The 16,160-nt window shown below is 33.5% G+C and carries 16 protein-coding genes and 1 pseudogene; 11 read left to right on the forward strand and 6 right to left on the reverse strand.

From position 1 onward, the window contains the following. Positions 1-11: 11 nt before the first annotated feature. On the reverse strand, positions 12-260 hold the full coding sequence (locus tag M3205_RS16850; protein ID WP_251170995.1) for a helix-turn-helix domain-containing protein: 249 nt from the start codon (positions 258-260) through the stop codon (positions 12-14). A 311-nt stretch (positions 261-571) separates the two neighbouring features. Between M3205_RS16850 and M3205_RS16855 the strand changes: the two genes are divergently transcribed. Both M3205_RS16855 and M3205_RS16860 read left to right on the forward strand, forming a co-directional pair. Further along, positions 572-793 carry a hypothetical protein gene (locus tag M3205_RS16855; protein WP_251170996.1) on the forward strand — a complete coding sequence of 74 codons (222 nt, stop codon included), beginning with the start codon at positions 572-574 and terminating at the stop codon, positions 791-793. Then, positions 793-1,164, forward strand: a complete 372-nt coding sequence (locus tag M3205_RS16860) for a type II toxin-antitoxin system PemK/MazF family toxin (RefSeq protein ID WP_251170997.1) — start codon at positions 793-795, stop codon at positions 1,162-1,164. Before M3205_RS16855 ends, M3205_RS16860 begins: the two co-directional genes overlap by 1 nt. 78 nt (positions 1,165-1,242) lie before the next feature. Here the strand turns inward: M3205_RS16860 and ribD are convergent, their stop codons facing one another. The 5 genes from ribD to M3205_RS16885 all read right to left on the reverse strand — a co-directional run bounded on the left by ribD (position 1,243) and on the right by M3205_RS16885 (position 7,125). Continuing rightward, on the reverse strand, positions 1,243-2,349 hold the full coding sequence (gene ribD / locus M3205_RS16865) for a bifunctional diaminohydroxyphosphoribosylaminopyrimidine deaminase/5-amino-6-(5-phosphoribosylamino)uracil reductase RibD (RefSeq protein WP_251170998.1): 1,107 nt from the start codon (positions 2,347-2,349) through the stop codon (positions 1,243-1,245). Positions 2,350-2,435: 86 nt separating this feature from the next. Further along, the gene (locus M3205_RS16870) at positions 2,436-3,689 is read right to left on the reverse strand and encodes an MFS transporter (RefSeq protein WP_251170999.1); all 1,254 of its coding nucleotides are present in this window, start codon (positions 3,687-3,689) and stop codon (positions 2,436-2,438) included. A 1-nt stretch (position 3,690) separates the two neighbouring features. Next, the gene (locus tag M3205_RS16875) at positions 3,691-4,452 is read right to left on the reverse strand and encodes a hypothetical protein (protein ID WP_251171000.1); all 762 of its coding nucleotides are present in this window, start codon (positions 4,450-4,452) and stop codon (positions 3,691-3,693) included. Beyond that, on the reverse strand, positions 4,449-5,258 hold the full coding sequence (locus tag M3205_RS16880) for a multinuclear nonheme iron-dependent oxidase (RefSeq protein ID WP_251171001.1): 810 nt from the start codon (positions 5,256-5,258) through the stop codon (positions 4,449-4,451). The genes M3205_RS16875 and M3205_RS16880 overlap by 4 nt, the downstream gene beginning before the upstream one ends. A gap of 16 nt (positions 5,259-5,274) precedes the next feature. After that, the gene (locus M3205_RS16885) at positions 5,275-7,125 is read right to left on the reverse strand and encodes a WD40 repeat domain-containing protein (protein ID WP_251171002.1); all 1,851 of its coding nucleotides are present in this window, start codon (positions 7,123-7,125) and stop codon (positions 5,275-5,277) included. A gap of 297 nt (positions 7,126-7,422) precedes the next feature. Between M3205_RS16885 and M3205_RS16890 the strand changes: the two genes are divergently transcribed. The 9 genes and pseudogenes from M3205_RS16890 (at position 7,423) to M3205_RS16930 (ending at position 15,966) form a co-directional block, all read left to right on the forward strand. After that, positions 7,423-8,418: an aldo/keto reductase gene (locus M3205_RS16890; RefSeq protein WP_251171003.1), complete on the forward strand. Its 996-nt coding sequence runs from the start codon at positions 7,423-7,425 to the stop codon at positions 8,416-8,418. Between the two features lie 23 nt (positions 8,419-8,441). After that, complete coding sequence (locus tag M3205_RS16895) at positions 8,442-8,987, forward strand: NADPH-dependent FMN reductase (RefSeq protein ID WP_251171004.1); 546 nt, start codon at positions 8,442-8,444, stop codon at positions 8,985-8,987. Between the two features lie 14 nt (positions 8,988-9,001). Further along, positions 9,002-9,952, forward strand: coding sequence for a PLP-dependent cysteine synthase family protein (locus M3205_RS16900; protein WP_251171005.1), 951 nt, complete (start codon positions 9,002-9,004; stop codon positions 9,950-9,952). Positions 9,953-9,973: 21 nt separating this feature from the next. Then, a complete protein-coding gene (locus M3205_RS16905) occupies positions 9,974-10,729 on the forward strand; it encodes a GTP cyclohydrolase II (protein WP_251171006.1) in 756 nt (251 codons plus the stop codon). Further along, positions 10,722-12,479: a WD40 repeat domain-containing protein gene (locus tag M3205_RS16910; protein WP_251171007.1), complete on the forward strand. Its 1,758-nt coding sequence runs from the start codon at positions 10,722-10,724 to the stop codon at positions 12,477-12,479. Before M3205_RS16905 ends, M3205_RS16910 begins: the two co-directional genes overlap by 8 nt. A 20-nt stretch (positions 12,480-12,499) precedes the next feature. Beyond that, entirely contained in the window at positions 12,500-13,495 is a 996-nt protein-coding gene (locus M3205_RS16915) for a formylglycine-generating enzyme family protein (protein ID WP_251171008.1), read from the forward strand. 598 nt (positions 13,496-14,093) lie between these two features. After that, positions 14,094-14,621 carry a hypothetical protein gene (locus M3205_RS16920; protein ID WP_251171009.1) on the forward strand — a complete coding sequence of 176 codons (528 nt, stop codon included), beginning with the start codon at positions 14,094-14,096 and terminating at the stop codon, positions 14,619-14,621. Positions 14,622-14,798: 177 nt separating this feature from the next. Further along, a pseudogene (locus M3205_RS16925) lies at positions 14,799-15,358 on the forward strand (histidine phosphatase family protein). Positions 15,359-15,534: 176 nt separating this feature from the next. After that, positions 15,535-15,966 carry a GNAT family N-acetyltransferase gene (locus tag M3205_RS16930; RefSeq protein WP_251171010.1) on the forward strand — a complete coding sequence of 144 codons (432 nt, stop codon included), beginning with the start codon at positions 15,535-15,537 and terminating at the stop codon, positions 15,964-15,966. Positions 15,967-16,160: the final 194 nt, after the last annotated feature.

Consider the following 16,160-nt stretch of genomic DNA (forward strand, 5'->3'; position numbering starts at 1 on the left):
CAATATTAAAATCAGTAGTTATGGAGGTCTTTATCCACCGGTTTGTATTTACCTTCTGGAAGTTTTTCAACTAAATTAAACTCGATCAACTTCTTCAAGGATAAATTACAGTAAGCAGCTGCATCGTATTTATCTCTCCCTACCTTTTGTCCTATCTCGGAAGGTCCTACACCTGACTGCCTTTCTATGTATAAATCACTTAGGGCTTTAAGGATATTCTTATCTTTATCAGTTATTCGTTTTTTTGATTGTTGTGACAAAATATTCCTCCCAATATATAGTTATAAAGGAAAAGTAAAACAACTAAGGTTTAAAAATCAAGCTTTTAAGCAATTTTTCAACCAATAAGAGGATATCGACTTAATTAATTACCAATAAATTCAAATGAGGAATAAACCCTGCAATTTGAGATACATCAGGTTCCGGCATTTGACTATTTTATCCATAGAGGGGTAATATATAAATAGGAAAAGTATGTAAGTGCCGCTTTATTTTTATCTCTTGCAGCATATACTATCCATTATTAAAAATGGAAGAGGGGTTGTAAGTGAATAAAAGGAGGAGAAAAAAAATGGTTAAACTAGCGAGAGCTCGAGCTGCAGGTAAGGTTGCCCGAGGCCATAGCATCCGAAGAAGGGGTATGAGCTTAGAAGCAAAGAACGAATTGTTATCAAATCAAATCGCTAAAGCTATGTTTAAAAATAATACAGAAGCTCTTAAAGTAAATAAAGATGGTGTAGTCACAAATCTAGACTACAACAATCCTAATCACATGAGGTGGCTAGAAGATTAATGAAACCAGGGGATATTTACAATGTTGATTTTCCATTTAAACCACCGTTTCCGCCGGACGGTAATAATAGCAAAAAGCGTCCGGCTTTAATTATTGCAATTTCTCCAGATGGCACAGCTTTGGCACTTATGGTAAAGATTACGGGTTCTGCTCCAACTCTCAAGTATCCTAATCGCATTGAAATTGTCCATTGGTCACAAGCTAATCTTGACAAGGAATCGTATGCTGAAATAGATACAGAAGAACAATTTGATCTTAAAGAAGCGAATACATATCGTGGGACTTTGAATCCATTAGATTTTAATAATATTCTAAGTGAGTATATTAAATTAAAATCTAGAACAAGGCATACTAGAAGACCCGCTAGATAATAATATTCATAGTTTAAAAGCCCTCTATTGAGGGCTTTTAAACTATGAATATATAAATATATTTAAAAAATCGCAATTTCATTTATATGAATATGCATCCTTTTTGACTGCTATAAGTTTCATGTCTGAACCAACTTTTTCTGCTAAAGTAAACTCAAAATCCTCTACATTTTTCAAGTTGCTTATTCCTTTTCCAGCCACTGAAGTTAACGCTTCTTTACCACCGATAATCTTAGGCGCCATATAGATTATCATTTCATTAACTGCACCTGCCCGGACAAAAGCATCAGCAATAGTTGCCCCGCCTTCAACTAATAAAGATGTAATTTTCCTTTCCCCCAAAATAGAAAGAACATGTTCTATTTCGATATGCTCTGACTCTAGCTTAATCACTTCTACATGCGGGAAGGAGAAAAAGGGGGAGAGCTTTACCTCTGATACTTGGGAACCTGTGAAAATCCAAGTAGGAGTTGTATCATCTGTGATTAATTGGGCTGTTGGAGAAGTCCGGAGGTGCGTATCAAGGACAATTCTTACAGGCTGCTTTCCACCACCATCCTGGCGTGTTGTTAACTTGGGATTGTCTAATATAACTGTATTAACTCCAACTAGAATACCGTCTGATTGATGGCGATAGGAGTGGCTATCATTTCTAGCTTGCTCTCCCGTAATCCATTTGCTCTCACCAGTATAAGTTGCAATTTTCCCATCCATGCTGATGGCAGTCTTCAGTCTCACGTATGGAAGGTTCGACTGAATATAGTGAAAGAATGCACGGTTGAGATTATTTGCTTGATCTTTGAGAAGGCCGATTTTCACCTCAATACCAGCCTTTCTTAACGTATTGATCCCTTGACCGCTCACTTTAGGGTTTGGATCAACTGAAGCGATAACAACCCGCTTAATCCCGGCATCTATAATACCTTTTGCACATGGTGGTGTCTTTCCAAAATGGCTACACGGCTCCAATGTAACATAAATTTCTGCTCCTTTGGCTTTTTCTCCAGCCATCCTTAAAGCGTGGACTTCTGCATGAGGTTCACCCGCTTTTACATGAACGCCAATGCCAACAACCTGATTATCACGGACAACAACAGCTGCTACCGAAGGATTGGGAGTTGTTTGGCCGATAGTAGATTTTGCCATTTCAATGGCCATATTCATATATTTTTCATCTCGATTCATTTTCCCTACCTCCGTTTCAAATGATAAATGCATAAATCAATTCTAACTGGTTTCTTTTATTCGATGTCGCCGCGATAATTTTTTTGTTACTTAGACATAGCACTAGGTTGAACATTTGATTTAACTTCTTCAATTTGATAATCAAGGATTTTTCTAGTGAAAATTACACCAATAATACCCAAAATCACAAATATACCCATTATAAAATAGCCTGTATTAGCTCCAATTATACTTATTGTTGAAGTAAACAAAGCTAAAATTAAGGCTCTAAATAACAGGCCAATAGTATTAAAGTAAGCATTTATTCGCCCTATCATACTATTATCTACTAAATGTAACATCACCGTTCTTCGAATAACACGCGTCCCTGCATTTCCGATTCCTAAGAAAATTTGTACTGCTAAAAATATAAACACCGTGTGCACTGAAACCATAATCATTATTGCTAAGGCAAATATTGACATTATAAGTATTATTGAACGTTTGTTACCAAATTTATTTATTGCATAAGGAATGAATAAACCAGCTAATACTGCACCTATAGCATAAATCATACTTGAAAAACCAAAAACGTTAACACTTGCGTTGAGGGTGTTGTTTACAAAAATAGGTTTGAGATAGTTAGAAATCATAATAAACAAAAAGGGTACTAAACTGCACAATAAAAACATAGCCAGTAAAGCTTTTCCCTTGATAAATTTAAAGCCTTCTACAATATCACTAACAAATGTTACTTTTGTTTTGCTTATTGGCTTACTAGTTTTCGTATACGGTACTAGTAAAACCAAAATAAATGCTAACAGATAAGTAAAAGCATCAAATAAAAACACATAGGCATAATCTATATGCCCTAAAACGATACCTGACAACCCACCTACTCCAACTGTAGCAGCTTGACTTTCTACTTCAAGTAAACCACTTAAAGAACTGTATGTTTTCTTATCAAATATTTCTTGAACAAATGCCAGTAGTGTTGGGAAGTGTAATGTCCAATATAAGGAACCAGAAAACACCATGATAATCAATTGCCATAATTGAAAACTATTGGAGTATAAACCAAATAACCCTATAGGTAAAATAATACAAAAGCATAGTAATTGATTAAAAATATATAGATTTTTCCTTGAAAAACGATCGACAATTACACCAACATAAGGGTTGATAAAAAACATTATCAATGTTATCGCTAAAGTTGTTACTCCAAGGATTTGCTCTCCATTCTCTTTTTCAAGGATCAACCAAACCACTCCAACTGAAGTGACTCCTGCACCTATTCCAGAAAAAAAGTTCGCTCCTAACAAAAATAGAACTCTCGGGTCTTTTAGCAGAATGCTATACATTCTAATTCTCCTTATGGGATATTGAATTTGAATTATAAAGGTCGATTACAAACTCCTTTACATCTTCATTATTATTGAATGAGTTTAAAATTTCACACAAACTATAATTACTAACCAGCATATCTAACAATTGTTCATCCACTTCATTGATTATTAAGTCACCTGGTTCATAAAAATCCTTTTGAACAATAATAGAATGTTTTCGAATAATAGGTTTATCTCTTTCTCCATCAATCATTTCCATTATAGACTCAAAATCATAATTAAGTTTAATAATATTGAAGGGCCTCACTATTTGTAATGGACAATCAATTTTTATATCTCCTTCGTTAGGGGAGGTTTCGAAGCTTTGTATAAGAGTCAAAGATAAATAATAGCAATATTTTGCTACGTCGATAAAATATTCAGGTAAATTATTATTTTCTATGTAACAAGTAGAGAACTGGATAAAATTTTTCATTTCATTTTCTGGAGTAATATATGCCTCATTAAATTTACTCAAGTATTCTTCTAAATAATCTGAGTAGGAACCGGAATACTTTATCATTTCGAAAAACTCAGGAAATTGTTGTTCTAATCTTTTAGCTCTTTTTCTTTGTAAATCTATTGCTAATTTATTTAAAATGTTGAAATCTAGATCTTTAAGTAGTTGTTTTTCACCAGGATCAAAGTTATATTGATCAATACTTCCAAACGGAAACCTTCTAATTTTAGGGTTTCTAACATAATCGGTTATAAATTTTTGTAAATTAATTACAGTCACGTTAAAACCTCACTAAAGAAAGTATTCTTAGCCCACTTAACACACTCACTAAAATATTGTTTATCAGGTAAACCTGTATTATTATCTTTTAATTGCCACAAAAATGCTTTTGGTTTTACTCCCAATAATGCAGCATATTCTAGGATTTCGTTATATTGCTTTTGTTTTTTTGTATCTTTAACTAAAGGGCAATGAATTTCGATTATTTTATCAAGATTAATAGAGTTTAGAAATTCTTTATAATCAATTGGGTAATACTCATTAGATTCCACTATATTTTCAACGCCTAAAATTAAACCACTGTCAGTCCTTTCTAATAAAATGTTAATAAAGTCCAATGGATCAATTTCACCTAAAGGGTTAAATAAAAAAGGAACATTCTCTAGCATAAATGGGAATTTTGTTTCCTTTTTAATACTATTAATATTCCTAATAAAGGTTTCTAATGAACTCCTAGTTAAAATGGGTGGAAGAAGTGTCCCTGAACTTATTTCAGGAACACCATTAAAGCAAATATGATCTCCCCACCACACAGGAGAGATGTATTCAATTTGATTTATTATTTTTTTAACCACATCTTTATTTGGCGAACAATCCGTTCCTAAAGAGAGCCATGTACAATGGGCTATAATTGGTGTCTTTAATTCCTTTACAACACTTTTCATATCTTCTTCTAAGAATGGAGAAATTATTAATTCAACGACATCAATTTTTTCATCTAAGGAAGAAAGAAATTTTATATACTTTTGATGATTAAAAACGGGGAAGGTTGCTCCAACCCCTAATGTTGGAAATTTATTATTCATATTTTCACCCTTATAATTAAGATAAATAAAATTCTCTTACTTTATATGGGACACCGTTTAGAACTTTATAGGCATTTATATAATTACCTCTACCGCCAATTAACAAAATTTTATTACCATTTTCCACTTTTCCTGCAATTGCTTTAGGGAAATCAGGCAAATTCTCATGTAATGCAGTAAATTCTTGATCCTGATAAGAATAAGATGCCATCTGATATCCATATGAAACAATATGAACATGATCATCTAACACAATTGCGTTTTCTTTTGTATTAACTAATATGTCCATTCCCCAAGTTTTAATTACTTCGTAGTTCTCTAAGTCCAACTCTAAAAATCCAAATGTACCAACTATATAAGTTTTTCCCTCTGGATAGTTAATCCACCTCTTAGGGACTCCATCTAGTCGCATAATATGGAGGGGGTGATTTACATCTGTGTCATAAAAGTGAAGATCACCATTCTTAGTTCCATACATTTTTCGTCCGTCTTTTGTATAACCAGTAACCCAGATTGCTGTTCCATCGGTACTTGCTCTTTCTAAAATATCACCAGTCTGAATCTCAAACTCATAAATTACGCCGGCATCTGTACCTACTAACGCTTTCTCAAATTCTGTATTTACTTCTAGACTTCTTGGGTGGCCTTCAATAGTTTTAAACCAATTAATATTTCCATTAGTATCTACTAACATCACATATTTATTTTGTGTTATAGCAAGATAAGATCCGTCCCTTAATGGTCGTACCCTTTTTATAATGCCTAAAGAATGATGATGAATTTCTAATCTTTCAATGTTAACACTATTATATTTTCCGTCACTATAACGAATTTTCTCGATCCCGTTATCTTTAGCTATATATAATAAATTTTCATCTTCAGGGTGGGGAGCCATTTCCCAAATACATTTTCCTTGGTAAAGGGCTTTATGTTTGATATCACCGTATGTATCCATACATAATAGTTCACCATTTTGAAGGAGGACATACAAGTGGCTTTTTGCATAACACATGTTAATTATTTGATACTTTAAAGGACCAATAATTCTGCTTAGCCTAAAGTCTTTATCTTTGTTGTCAAACACATAAATATTTCCATCAAATGCTCCTACATATATCCAACGATGATCTTCATCAAATTCAAGAGCTTCTACATCATCATAAGTAAAGGTTCGAGATTTTAGATTTGAACCGTCTAACTCAAAGGTAACTACTCCATTATTTTTAAATTCATTATCTCCCTCACCTGCATCTTGAGTAGCCCAGAACCTGTCGTGTCTCTTGTCATACCGTATCCAGTGAATGTTATTCTCATCTATGCTTTTAACTATAGGAAACTCTCCATTTTCTAAATTACCAATCTGGATAATCCCATTTGTTTGTCCTACTACATGCTTGTCAGGATTTTCGCAACAAATATTATCAATGAATGCATCTTCGTACATTGGCTTTCTAATATCTAGTACTTCAAAAGTTTCAATATCTAGAACCACTAATTGACTGTAACCATTGTTTGTATATAATTTACCACCAGCTACGCCTATTCCTCTTGCTGCAGTAGGTGAAGGCTCTTCATCTTTATCAAGGATATCGCTTTCATTTCTTAGCATAAAGTCATCATAAACATCTAGAGGTTGCAAACTCTTCAGATCATATTTTGCTATGCTGCCCCTTCTATTCTTTGTAAATACATAATTTCCTTCTGTAACAATGGCATTGATTGGTTCGTTATATTCTGTAGTTTTTGAAGAGGCAATTAAGTTTAAGGCAAGATCAAATTTATGTAATCTACCCTTCACATCTGTTCCGATTAACACATCATGTGAAGGAGAATATATAATCCTTATAATTCTGTCTGGAATATTCATATTAAACCTCCAATAAATTAATTTAGGTTTCACAGCTGCCTTAATAGCCTGTGAAATAGACCTTAAGGCAACTGTGAAATAATGCTAGATTACTGCTCAAGATTTACTACACGACGTACTGGCTTTTTAGTAGATTTTTTCATGTTTAATCACCCCTTTCTATTCAATGCTACCAATATAACCCATTTCTGGAAGCCGGTCAACAGATTAGGAAGAATTTTGAGAATATTGGACATTTTTTTACAAATCTGATATATTGTTGTTGAATTTGGTAAAAATTTAATAAGGAGGGATTTTTTGAGATATAGATATCTAGGGCATAGCGGTTTAGAGGTTAGTGAAATTAGTATGGGAACTTGGATAACTATCGGAGGTACTTTATCAGAGGAAAAATCTATAAAGCTTATAGATAAAGCAATCCATTTAGGAATAAATTATTTTGATACAGCAAATATATATCCTTTAGGTTTACCTAATCGAAACTCCAGCCTACCAGTAGGGGAATCCGAAAAATTATTGGGGAAAGCTTTACAGAAGTATAGTAGAGATTCATATGTAGTATCTACTAAACTTTACTTTCCTGGAAATAGAAGTGGAAATACTCATGCAAACAGCATGGGATTATCCCGCAAGCAAATTGTTCATCATTGTAATGAAAGCTTGAAAAGGTTAGGGATGGATTACATAGACATCTATTTTTGTCATAGGTTTGATGAATATACTCCTCTTGAAGAAACCTTAAGGGCACTAGATGATCTAATAAGAGCAGGAAAAATCCTATACATAGGCGTCTCAAATTGGACAGACCGTCAACTGAAAGAAGCTTTAGAAATAGTTAATCAATTTGGATTATCTCGAGTTATTGCTAACCAGGTTATGTACAATTTATTTTCAAGAGAGGCTGAGGACGAGCTAATTCCTTATTGTGAAGAAAATGGAACTGGAATTATAGCGTTTTCGGCTCTTGCACGTGGAGTTCTAACTGGTAAATATACAAAGAACCAACCTTTTCCAGAAAATTCAAGAGGTGGAAATTTAGAAACAAAACAATTTGCTTCTAGATTTTTGAAAGATAATTACTTAGATAAAATCGAAAAACTTAATTTAATTGCCCATGAATATAACATGAGATTATCACAACTTTCTTTATCTTACTTGTTAAGTGAGCCTTCTGTTTCGAGTTGTTTGATAGGAGCAACATCAATTGAACAGCTAGAAGAAAATTGCTTAGCATCTGATATAGAGCTAAATGAGGATTTGATTCAAGAAATTAAAAGTGTGATTAATAATTAATAAATGTATTGGAGGAATATAAAATGAACGTTTTATTATTTTGTGGTAGTGCTAGGGAAGCTTCAATAACTAGGGGGATGGCCACATTTGTAAAGAATGTTTTAGCCTCGAAAAATGTGAATGTGGAATACTTTGATGCGTATGAAAATCCACTTCCTTTATTCAATGGGGAAAACTCTAATAATACTGAAGTAACCGAACTGTTACGTGCAGCAGAAAAAGCAGATGGTTTCTTCTTCTGTACACCTGAATATCACAATGGCATGAGTGGCGCCCTAAAAAATGCACTTGACTACTTAAGCAAGAACCATTTCAGAAACAAGCCATCTGTTATAACATCATCAGCTGGTTCAGGGAAAGGTGGAGTCAACTCTTTAAACAATCTAAGACTTGTATTAAGAGGACTACATTCTATTGTGCTACCTGAGCAATTAGTATGTGATTCAATTTGTTTTAACGAATATGGAGAGCTTATTGATAAAGATATGGAAAAACAATTATCTGGGTTAGTGGAAAATCTAGTGCTGCAGTTGAATAACGCCAATAATGTTATCCATACTACTAAATAAGAAAGAGTGAGACTATGAAAAAATTAATTGCCAAAAAAGATAACTTTATCCAAGATTTTCAAGATAGTTTAGGGAATACTTCGATAAAAAAAATAGCAGTACCGGGAGGTGGAACTATATACGCGAAGTGCGAATGGGAAAACCCTACTGGATCAATAAAAGATCGTGCTGCTTTTGCAATGCTACAAGAAGTACTAGAAAAAAATGAAAATAAAGAGGAACTCCATATACTGGAATACAGTGGAGGAAATCTAGGTATATCACTTGCATACCAATGCTTTGAGTTAGGCATAAAATTAGATTTAGTTATGAGTCAAAGTACATCCCAATCTATAATTGATAAACTGGAAAGTTATGGAGCCACTTTACATTTTGTAGATAAACAAAAAGGTTTCTATGGTGTCATAGAGGAGGCAATAAGATTATCACAAAATGATAAATATACTTTTTTATATCAACATCAGAACAGAACAAATATAAATACTCATTTTAATAAAACCGGAAAAGAAATAATTAAACAGCTTGAGCATACTAAAATTGATGCTTGGGTGGCAGCTGCTGGAACAGGAGGTAGTTTATTAGGTGTTTATAAAGCTTTAAAAAAACAAAATGACTCTGTAGAACTCCACCTTGTAATGCCTGAAGAAGCCCCATATGGATCAACGGAACCGCCTAATAGCTTTAAGAAATTGGCCGGAACCGGCGGGTTTGGGTTAGGTAGAAAACAAGCTTTTATTATGGAGTATGAAAATGATATTAAACAGCAGTGGCTTTGTTCATATTCAGAAGCTCTGAAAGAAATGAAAAAGTTTTATGATGAAACAGGTATTAAAATCGGAACATCGGCAGCTGCTAACCTTAAGGCAGCCAAAGAGATAAGTTGTAAGCTTGGGGAAAATTCAACAGTAGTAACAATATTTCCTGATCAGGGATCAGAAGAAGAATGGAATTTAGCTTTTCAATAGAAGCATTTGGGAGGATGTGCTATGCAAACAGTAAAACTAGAAGAGAAACTGAAAGTAATTCCATTAGAGGGTAATAAGAATATCTTTTTAGTTGGTCCGGTTTCTTTACCATTAAAAATAGGTGAAAAAGTAAGAATGTTTAACTGGTATTCTTGGATAAGTACATCAGATATTCCAGATACTCAATCACTGTTGAATAACTTAACCAATCTAAAACACAATGAATACCAACAGTCTTCAATTCTTGTATATGGTGATTTTAGAGGCAGTAGTCAATCAGTTGTAAGGTTACATAGTACCTGTCATACCGGGGATATTTTTGGAAGCCAAAGATGTGAATGTGGATTTCAATTAAAAAAGAGTTTAGAAACCATTATTGAATACGGAAGTGGTGCACTGTTTTACCTAGCAAATCATGAGGGAAGGGGCATAGGCTTGTTCAACAAGGCACTTACGTATTTATTACAAGAGGATGGAATGGATACTGTTGAAGCAAATCATGCGTTAGGATTTGAAGATGATCTTAGAGATTATAAAGAACCAGCCCTATTATTAAAATATTTTAGAAGTAATCCAATTGACATCATTTCAAATAATCCTACAAAAGTGAATTATTTAATAAAAATGGGGATAGAGGTATCCCAACAGATTATTTTATGGGATGAAGTGTCTACCTACAATGAAAAATACATTAAAACCAAAATTAGTAAGTCTGGACATGTAAGAGCAACAACAAATTCTGAATTTAACATAGTAGGAGGAGTTTATAATGCATAAAGGGCCGATTACTGCTGTAGTTTCTAATAATACAGGTGATAGGGTTTTTACTGGAGGTTACGATAGTTTCATCTATGAATGGGACTTAGATAGAAATAATTCAAATTTCATTGGAAAGCATGAACATTTAATAAACAATATTACTTTATCAAATGACAATCGAATCCTCGCAAGCTCTTCATCTGATTACACTATAAAGTTATTTGACACGGTTACTAACGAATTGATTAAAGAACTAATTGGTCATTCAGATGATGTAGAAGCTATTTCTTTTTCTGAAGATGATCGGTACTTAATCTCTACATCTCGAGATCAACGTTGTTTAGTTTGGAATATTGAAAGTGGATCTATTGTAAACCAATTTCAACATCATGAAAAGGACGTTTTATCTGTATGGATTTATAAAGATCTTGCATTTACTGCAGGGGATGATGGAAAGGTTCTTGTTTGGGATTTTTTAACAAACGAACTAAAAAAAGAATTAGGTCCATTTAATTATGAAGTTGATACTGTAGATGGCAGCAAAGAAAGAGGCTTATTTGCCTTAGGTGCAGATGATGGAAGCGTCCATATTTATGATGCAAATTCCTTTCAATTTTTACTTAATTTTGATGCCCACAAACAAGGAGTAAAGAAAGTTAGCTTTTCACCTTCAGGTAATCTACTGCTAACCGCAGGATATGATCATAAAATAAATATTTGGGATGTTAAAGAAGGTAAGAAAGTAAAAGAGTTAAACCCTTATATTTACCAGTGGGAGCGTTGTTTAAGTTGGACACCAGACGAAAAATTCATTATTGGGGCAAGCTTCGGAAAAACTTTTTGCAAATGGAATTTAGAGACTGGAGAAGTTGTTAATAATGATTTGGAATTAGCAACTCCTTCAATAAACGACCTCTCAGTTTCAGAAACAGGAGATATTGCCACCGCTTCTGATGATGGAAAATTTAGAATAAATGGACAAGTTGTCTCTGATGAGAACCATGTACTTACCAATAGTGTATGTATTACAGATGATGGGAATATCGCGGCTTGGGGTAACCATGCAGGTGAAGTATTTTTAGTGGACCTAAAAGATAGATTTATTAACCGATTCAACCTGAACACCGGACCGATAAATGTAATATTTTTTTCGAAATTAGATAATAACTTTTATGTTGGTACGTATGGAGGATATGTTCATGTTATCAGCTTGAGCAGTAAGAAACAGATCACAAACTGGAAAGCGCAAGATGGTGCAATAAAATCCTTGGCTGTGAATAATGAACATGTAGTAACTGTATCAGCCAATGCCACTATACACGTATTTAATAAAAATAATAAGAGTGATGTTACTGTACTTGTGGGACCTAATGCAATAATAAACGACATCCACTTAATGGAAAACAAGAATGAACTAATAGTAGTTAGTAGAGATAAGATAGTAAGGGTATTCGACTTGCTAACTGGTAAAATTTTAATGCAACACAACAAGCACCGCTATTCCATTAAGAGTATTACTCAAAATAATAAAGGTCAGATTATTAGTGGAGACTATTGGGGATATATTGTTGTTTGGGACCCAGAGAATGATAATATATCAAATCCAATCAGACTAGGTACAAACGGTATAAGTGCCTTAGAATCTAAAGGAGAAACTGTTTTCGCATCTTCCTACGATGGAGCAGTTTATACTATAGACTCAAAAGGAAAATTGGATGAAGCATTCCGTATTTTTACTCAGCACCCTGATAAATTGGTTCAATGCTAGATAAGGGAGATGATGATTTCTTGAAACTTAAAGATATGAGTGTATTTGCTGGACAGCTAAACCAATTAGACAGCAGAGAAGCAATGGGTCTCCCATTCTCATTTTCAAGTACCCAACTTGATGACATTTCAGTAAATAAAGAACTATTTTCAATAAATATAGAAGAACTCGTTTATATATTAGAGAGTGAAGATAAAGAAATTAGCGAACGTTATTTAGCAGGCCTGTTACTAGCATTAAAAGGTGATCCAAGAATCAACACATATGACCCTGAAATGATAAATATCCCAAAAGGCTTAGTAACAATTGGCTTAAAGCCGGAAGATGTAGCAAAGGTATGTAATAAGTATAAAGATACAGGGATTATTGAGGAATGGATCATAAAAGAAACACCAGAAGTACACGTAAATTTAGATAGTTATAGAATAGGTAAATACCTTGTAACAAACCAGGAATATTTGGAGTTTATTAAAGAGAATCCACAAGAAGAAATTCCTTCTTCCTGGTTGTTTGGTAGATATCCAATGGAGTTTTCTAATCATCCAGTCTATTCAATTTCTCCAGAAACAGCTGATAATTACTGTAAATGGATTTCAAGAAAAACGAATAGAAATTTCAGATTACCAACTGAATATGAATGGGAGAACGCTGCAGCAGGACCAGATCGTTTGGAGTTTCCTTGGGGAAATGAATTTATTAGTAGTTTCGCTAATACAGTTGAATGTGGATTATTAAGATCGTCTCCTGTAGGTATGTTTGCAGCTGGCAACTCATTTTATGGGGTTACAGATATGGCTGGCAACGTTGAAGAATTTGTTCGTGATTACTATCACCCTTATGATGGTAATTTGAATAATGGTGTTTTCGATGATCTAGCCAAAAGCAATGGTAATTATAGAGTAGCTAGAGGTGGAAGTTTTACTAGATTTAAAGATTTAGCAAGATGTAAAAGAAGACATGGAAAATATCCAAAAGATATATATGTAATGGGATTCAGATTAGCTGAAGATATTTAAGTGACAAACAATGAAATTCCGCAATTGGGGAGGAATTTAAAATTCTGTGGGTATGTAAGAGTCATTTGATAGAAGGAATTCAAAAGTTAAAAGTGCCGCATGTAAAACTTACTACCTTAGATCTTCGATGCGTGTATTGTGAGAGAAAAGCATTATATGAACTATATTATAAAGACATTGTAAAGGTGACCGCTAGAATGATGGAAAAGCAATCAATTTAAAGAAAGAATTAAGCTTTTTAATTCTGTGACTTATTGTTGTGCTTCTTGACCCTAGGATTGACTATTAGTTCAGAAAGGGAGATTTTATATGTATAACAATTGCCCAGCTGAAGTACTTGAAGAAAATGATATACCTTGTATTGGTCCTAATAATGAAGATTTAGGGTACTAACTTTTATATATAAATTATTTAATGAATTTTACCCATAGCCCTAATAGTAGAATTAGCCGTTCTTATAAAAGAGCGGCTATTAAATTTGATTTCTAATTGATATTAGGTGGTTTATAATTAGATACTATTCATGATCTTTAAATTACTGCAGTATCATCCACCAGAAATTCTTAGAGCATGAACTATATTTTAAGGGGTGTTGGGGTTGTCAGAAAAGATTAGAGGCTTTTGTGAACTAATTGCAGAGGACTATACATATTACTTATACAATTTTTTTAATGTGATCCACAAAGGAAAAATAAATACATTTCCTTGGTGCTGCCATGCTTCAGCTAATTTAATTGCCTCTTATCTAAAAGTTCATTTTGATGAAAGCTTTGTTCATAAAAAGATGCCTGGACACGGAGTCTCAGTCGGGCGTGGTGGTTATGTGGACTTTACTGAGTTTCAATTTAATCTTACAGCTGAGCAAAAACATAAATTCAAGATGACAACTAAAGCTTTTACTAAAAATGAAGTCTACACATTGATAAAAAGGCAGCCGATATTTTATTCAAACGAAACTATCGATTATCAAATTGTTAATACATCTTCTTTCGGTGAATGTACTTTATTTGGTGTAGAATTCGCCAAAAAGATAAAGAATCCACAAACACTAGATGGATTTATGGAGTATGTTGAAAAATCTATTGAAAAGGTTGGTGAGCGGGTGGTAAATGCTGGAGTATATTGATATGAATTATAAAAAAGGACCAATAAATCCCTTAAAGCTGAAGATTAAAAAACCTTTTTGCTACATTATTAAGCCGAATGGGATTGTGAAGGTTAACCTTTTAAGGAGATAAAATGGCAATTAAAAGTCACGTTTAGTAGAAGGAACAAAGGAGAACGTATTGGTGGAAAATAAATTATGAGTACATTAGTTTATATGGTAAGACACTGTGAGTCTCCAAAAGCAGGAAATGAAAGAACAAGGGGATTAACCGAAAAAGGTTATTTAGATGCTCAACGAGTAATTGATATATTGAAAGATGAAGAAATTGATGCAGTTGTTTCAAGTCTATATATACGCTCGCTTTTAACTGTTGAAAAGTAGCTCAACAATAGGGCAGGAAGTTATAGTATTTGAAGATTTAAAGGAGAAGATATTTTCTTCTAATGACAATCGTGTATCTGATAATCGAGTTGCTTCCACTTTTGGAGGAGTCATTTTTCGAATCAAATTTCTCTTTAGAGGGAGGAGAATCTAATGCTGATTGTCAAAATAGAGCGATAAAAGTCTTAAAAGAACTTTTAGAAACTTATAGAGATAAGAAAATACTGATAGGTACTCACAAGGCTGTTATGACCTTGATGATGGGATATTTCGATTCCTATTATGACTTAAACTTTTTACTTAGCACACCAAAGCCTGATATTTATAGAATGGAATTTAATGAAAAGGGATTATTAGTGAATCGAAGACTATAAGAGGGTGTTAACCAATAAAATTAGTTTTCTTTCTAAATTAATGGGTGCGTTGATCCAGGTAGGATTAACGGCTTTTTTGTTGTACTTGTTATTGAACAAACGGGCAGGTTAGCTTAAGAAGGAAATTATCGATAATTGCAGAAATCTAAAAGGAATAGAGTATAGGAGGTGTGAAAGTGAAAATTAGAAAAGCAACAATGAATGATATTAAAGAAATCACCAAATTGATGGAACATCTTGGATATCCTACCACAATAGAAAATATGAAAACACGATTTAATAATATTGATTCAAGTCCAGATTATCATACTTTATTAGCTTCTTATGATGACAAAATAGTTGGAATGATAGGACTTGTTAAAGGGTATTATTATGAATTGGATGGCTCGTACGTTCGTATTGTAGCTCTTGTTGTAGACTCGAATCATCGTAATAAAGGAATAGGTAAACAGTTATTAGAGGAAGCAGAAAGTTGGGCAAAAAAAATCGGAGCAACTGGAATAGGACTAAATAGCGGGAACCGACCAGAGAGAATTAATGCTCATAAATTTTATAAAAATATGGGCTATTTAGATAAAAGTGTTGGATTTGCAAAAAGCCTCATCTAAATTACCCAATGACCGTTTGTGTTATAAATCAAGATTGTGAAGGATTGTACTTAAACTATAGGGTGCTTTCGTATTATAGAGTTAACCAGTTTTTACTGGTTGCTCTTTTTTTTATAGGACCTATTATTTCAGTAGCCAGGGTAGAACGTACGGGTGCGTGGGAGGTAGATCTCGTCAACTAAACTGTTCGCCCC

It is taken from the genome of Cytobacillus firmus, assembly GCF_023715565.1.
GTDB lineage: Bacteria > Bacillota > Bacilli > Bacillales > Cytobacillaceae > Cytobacillus > Cytobacillus firmus_C.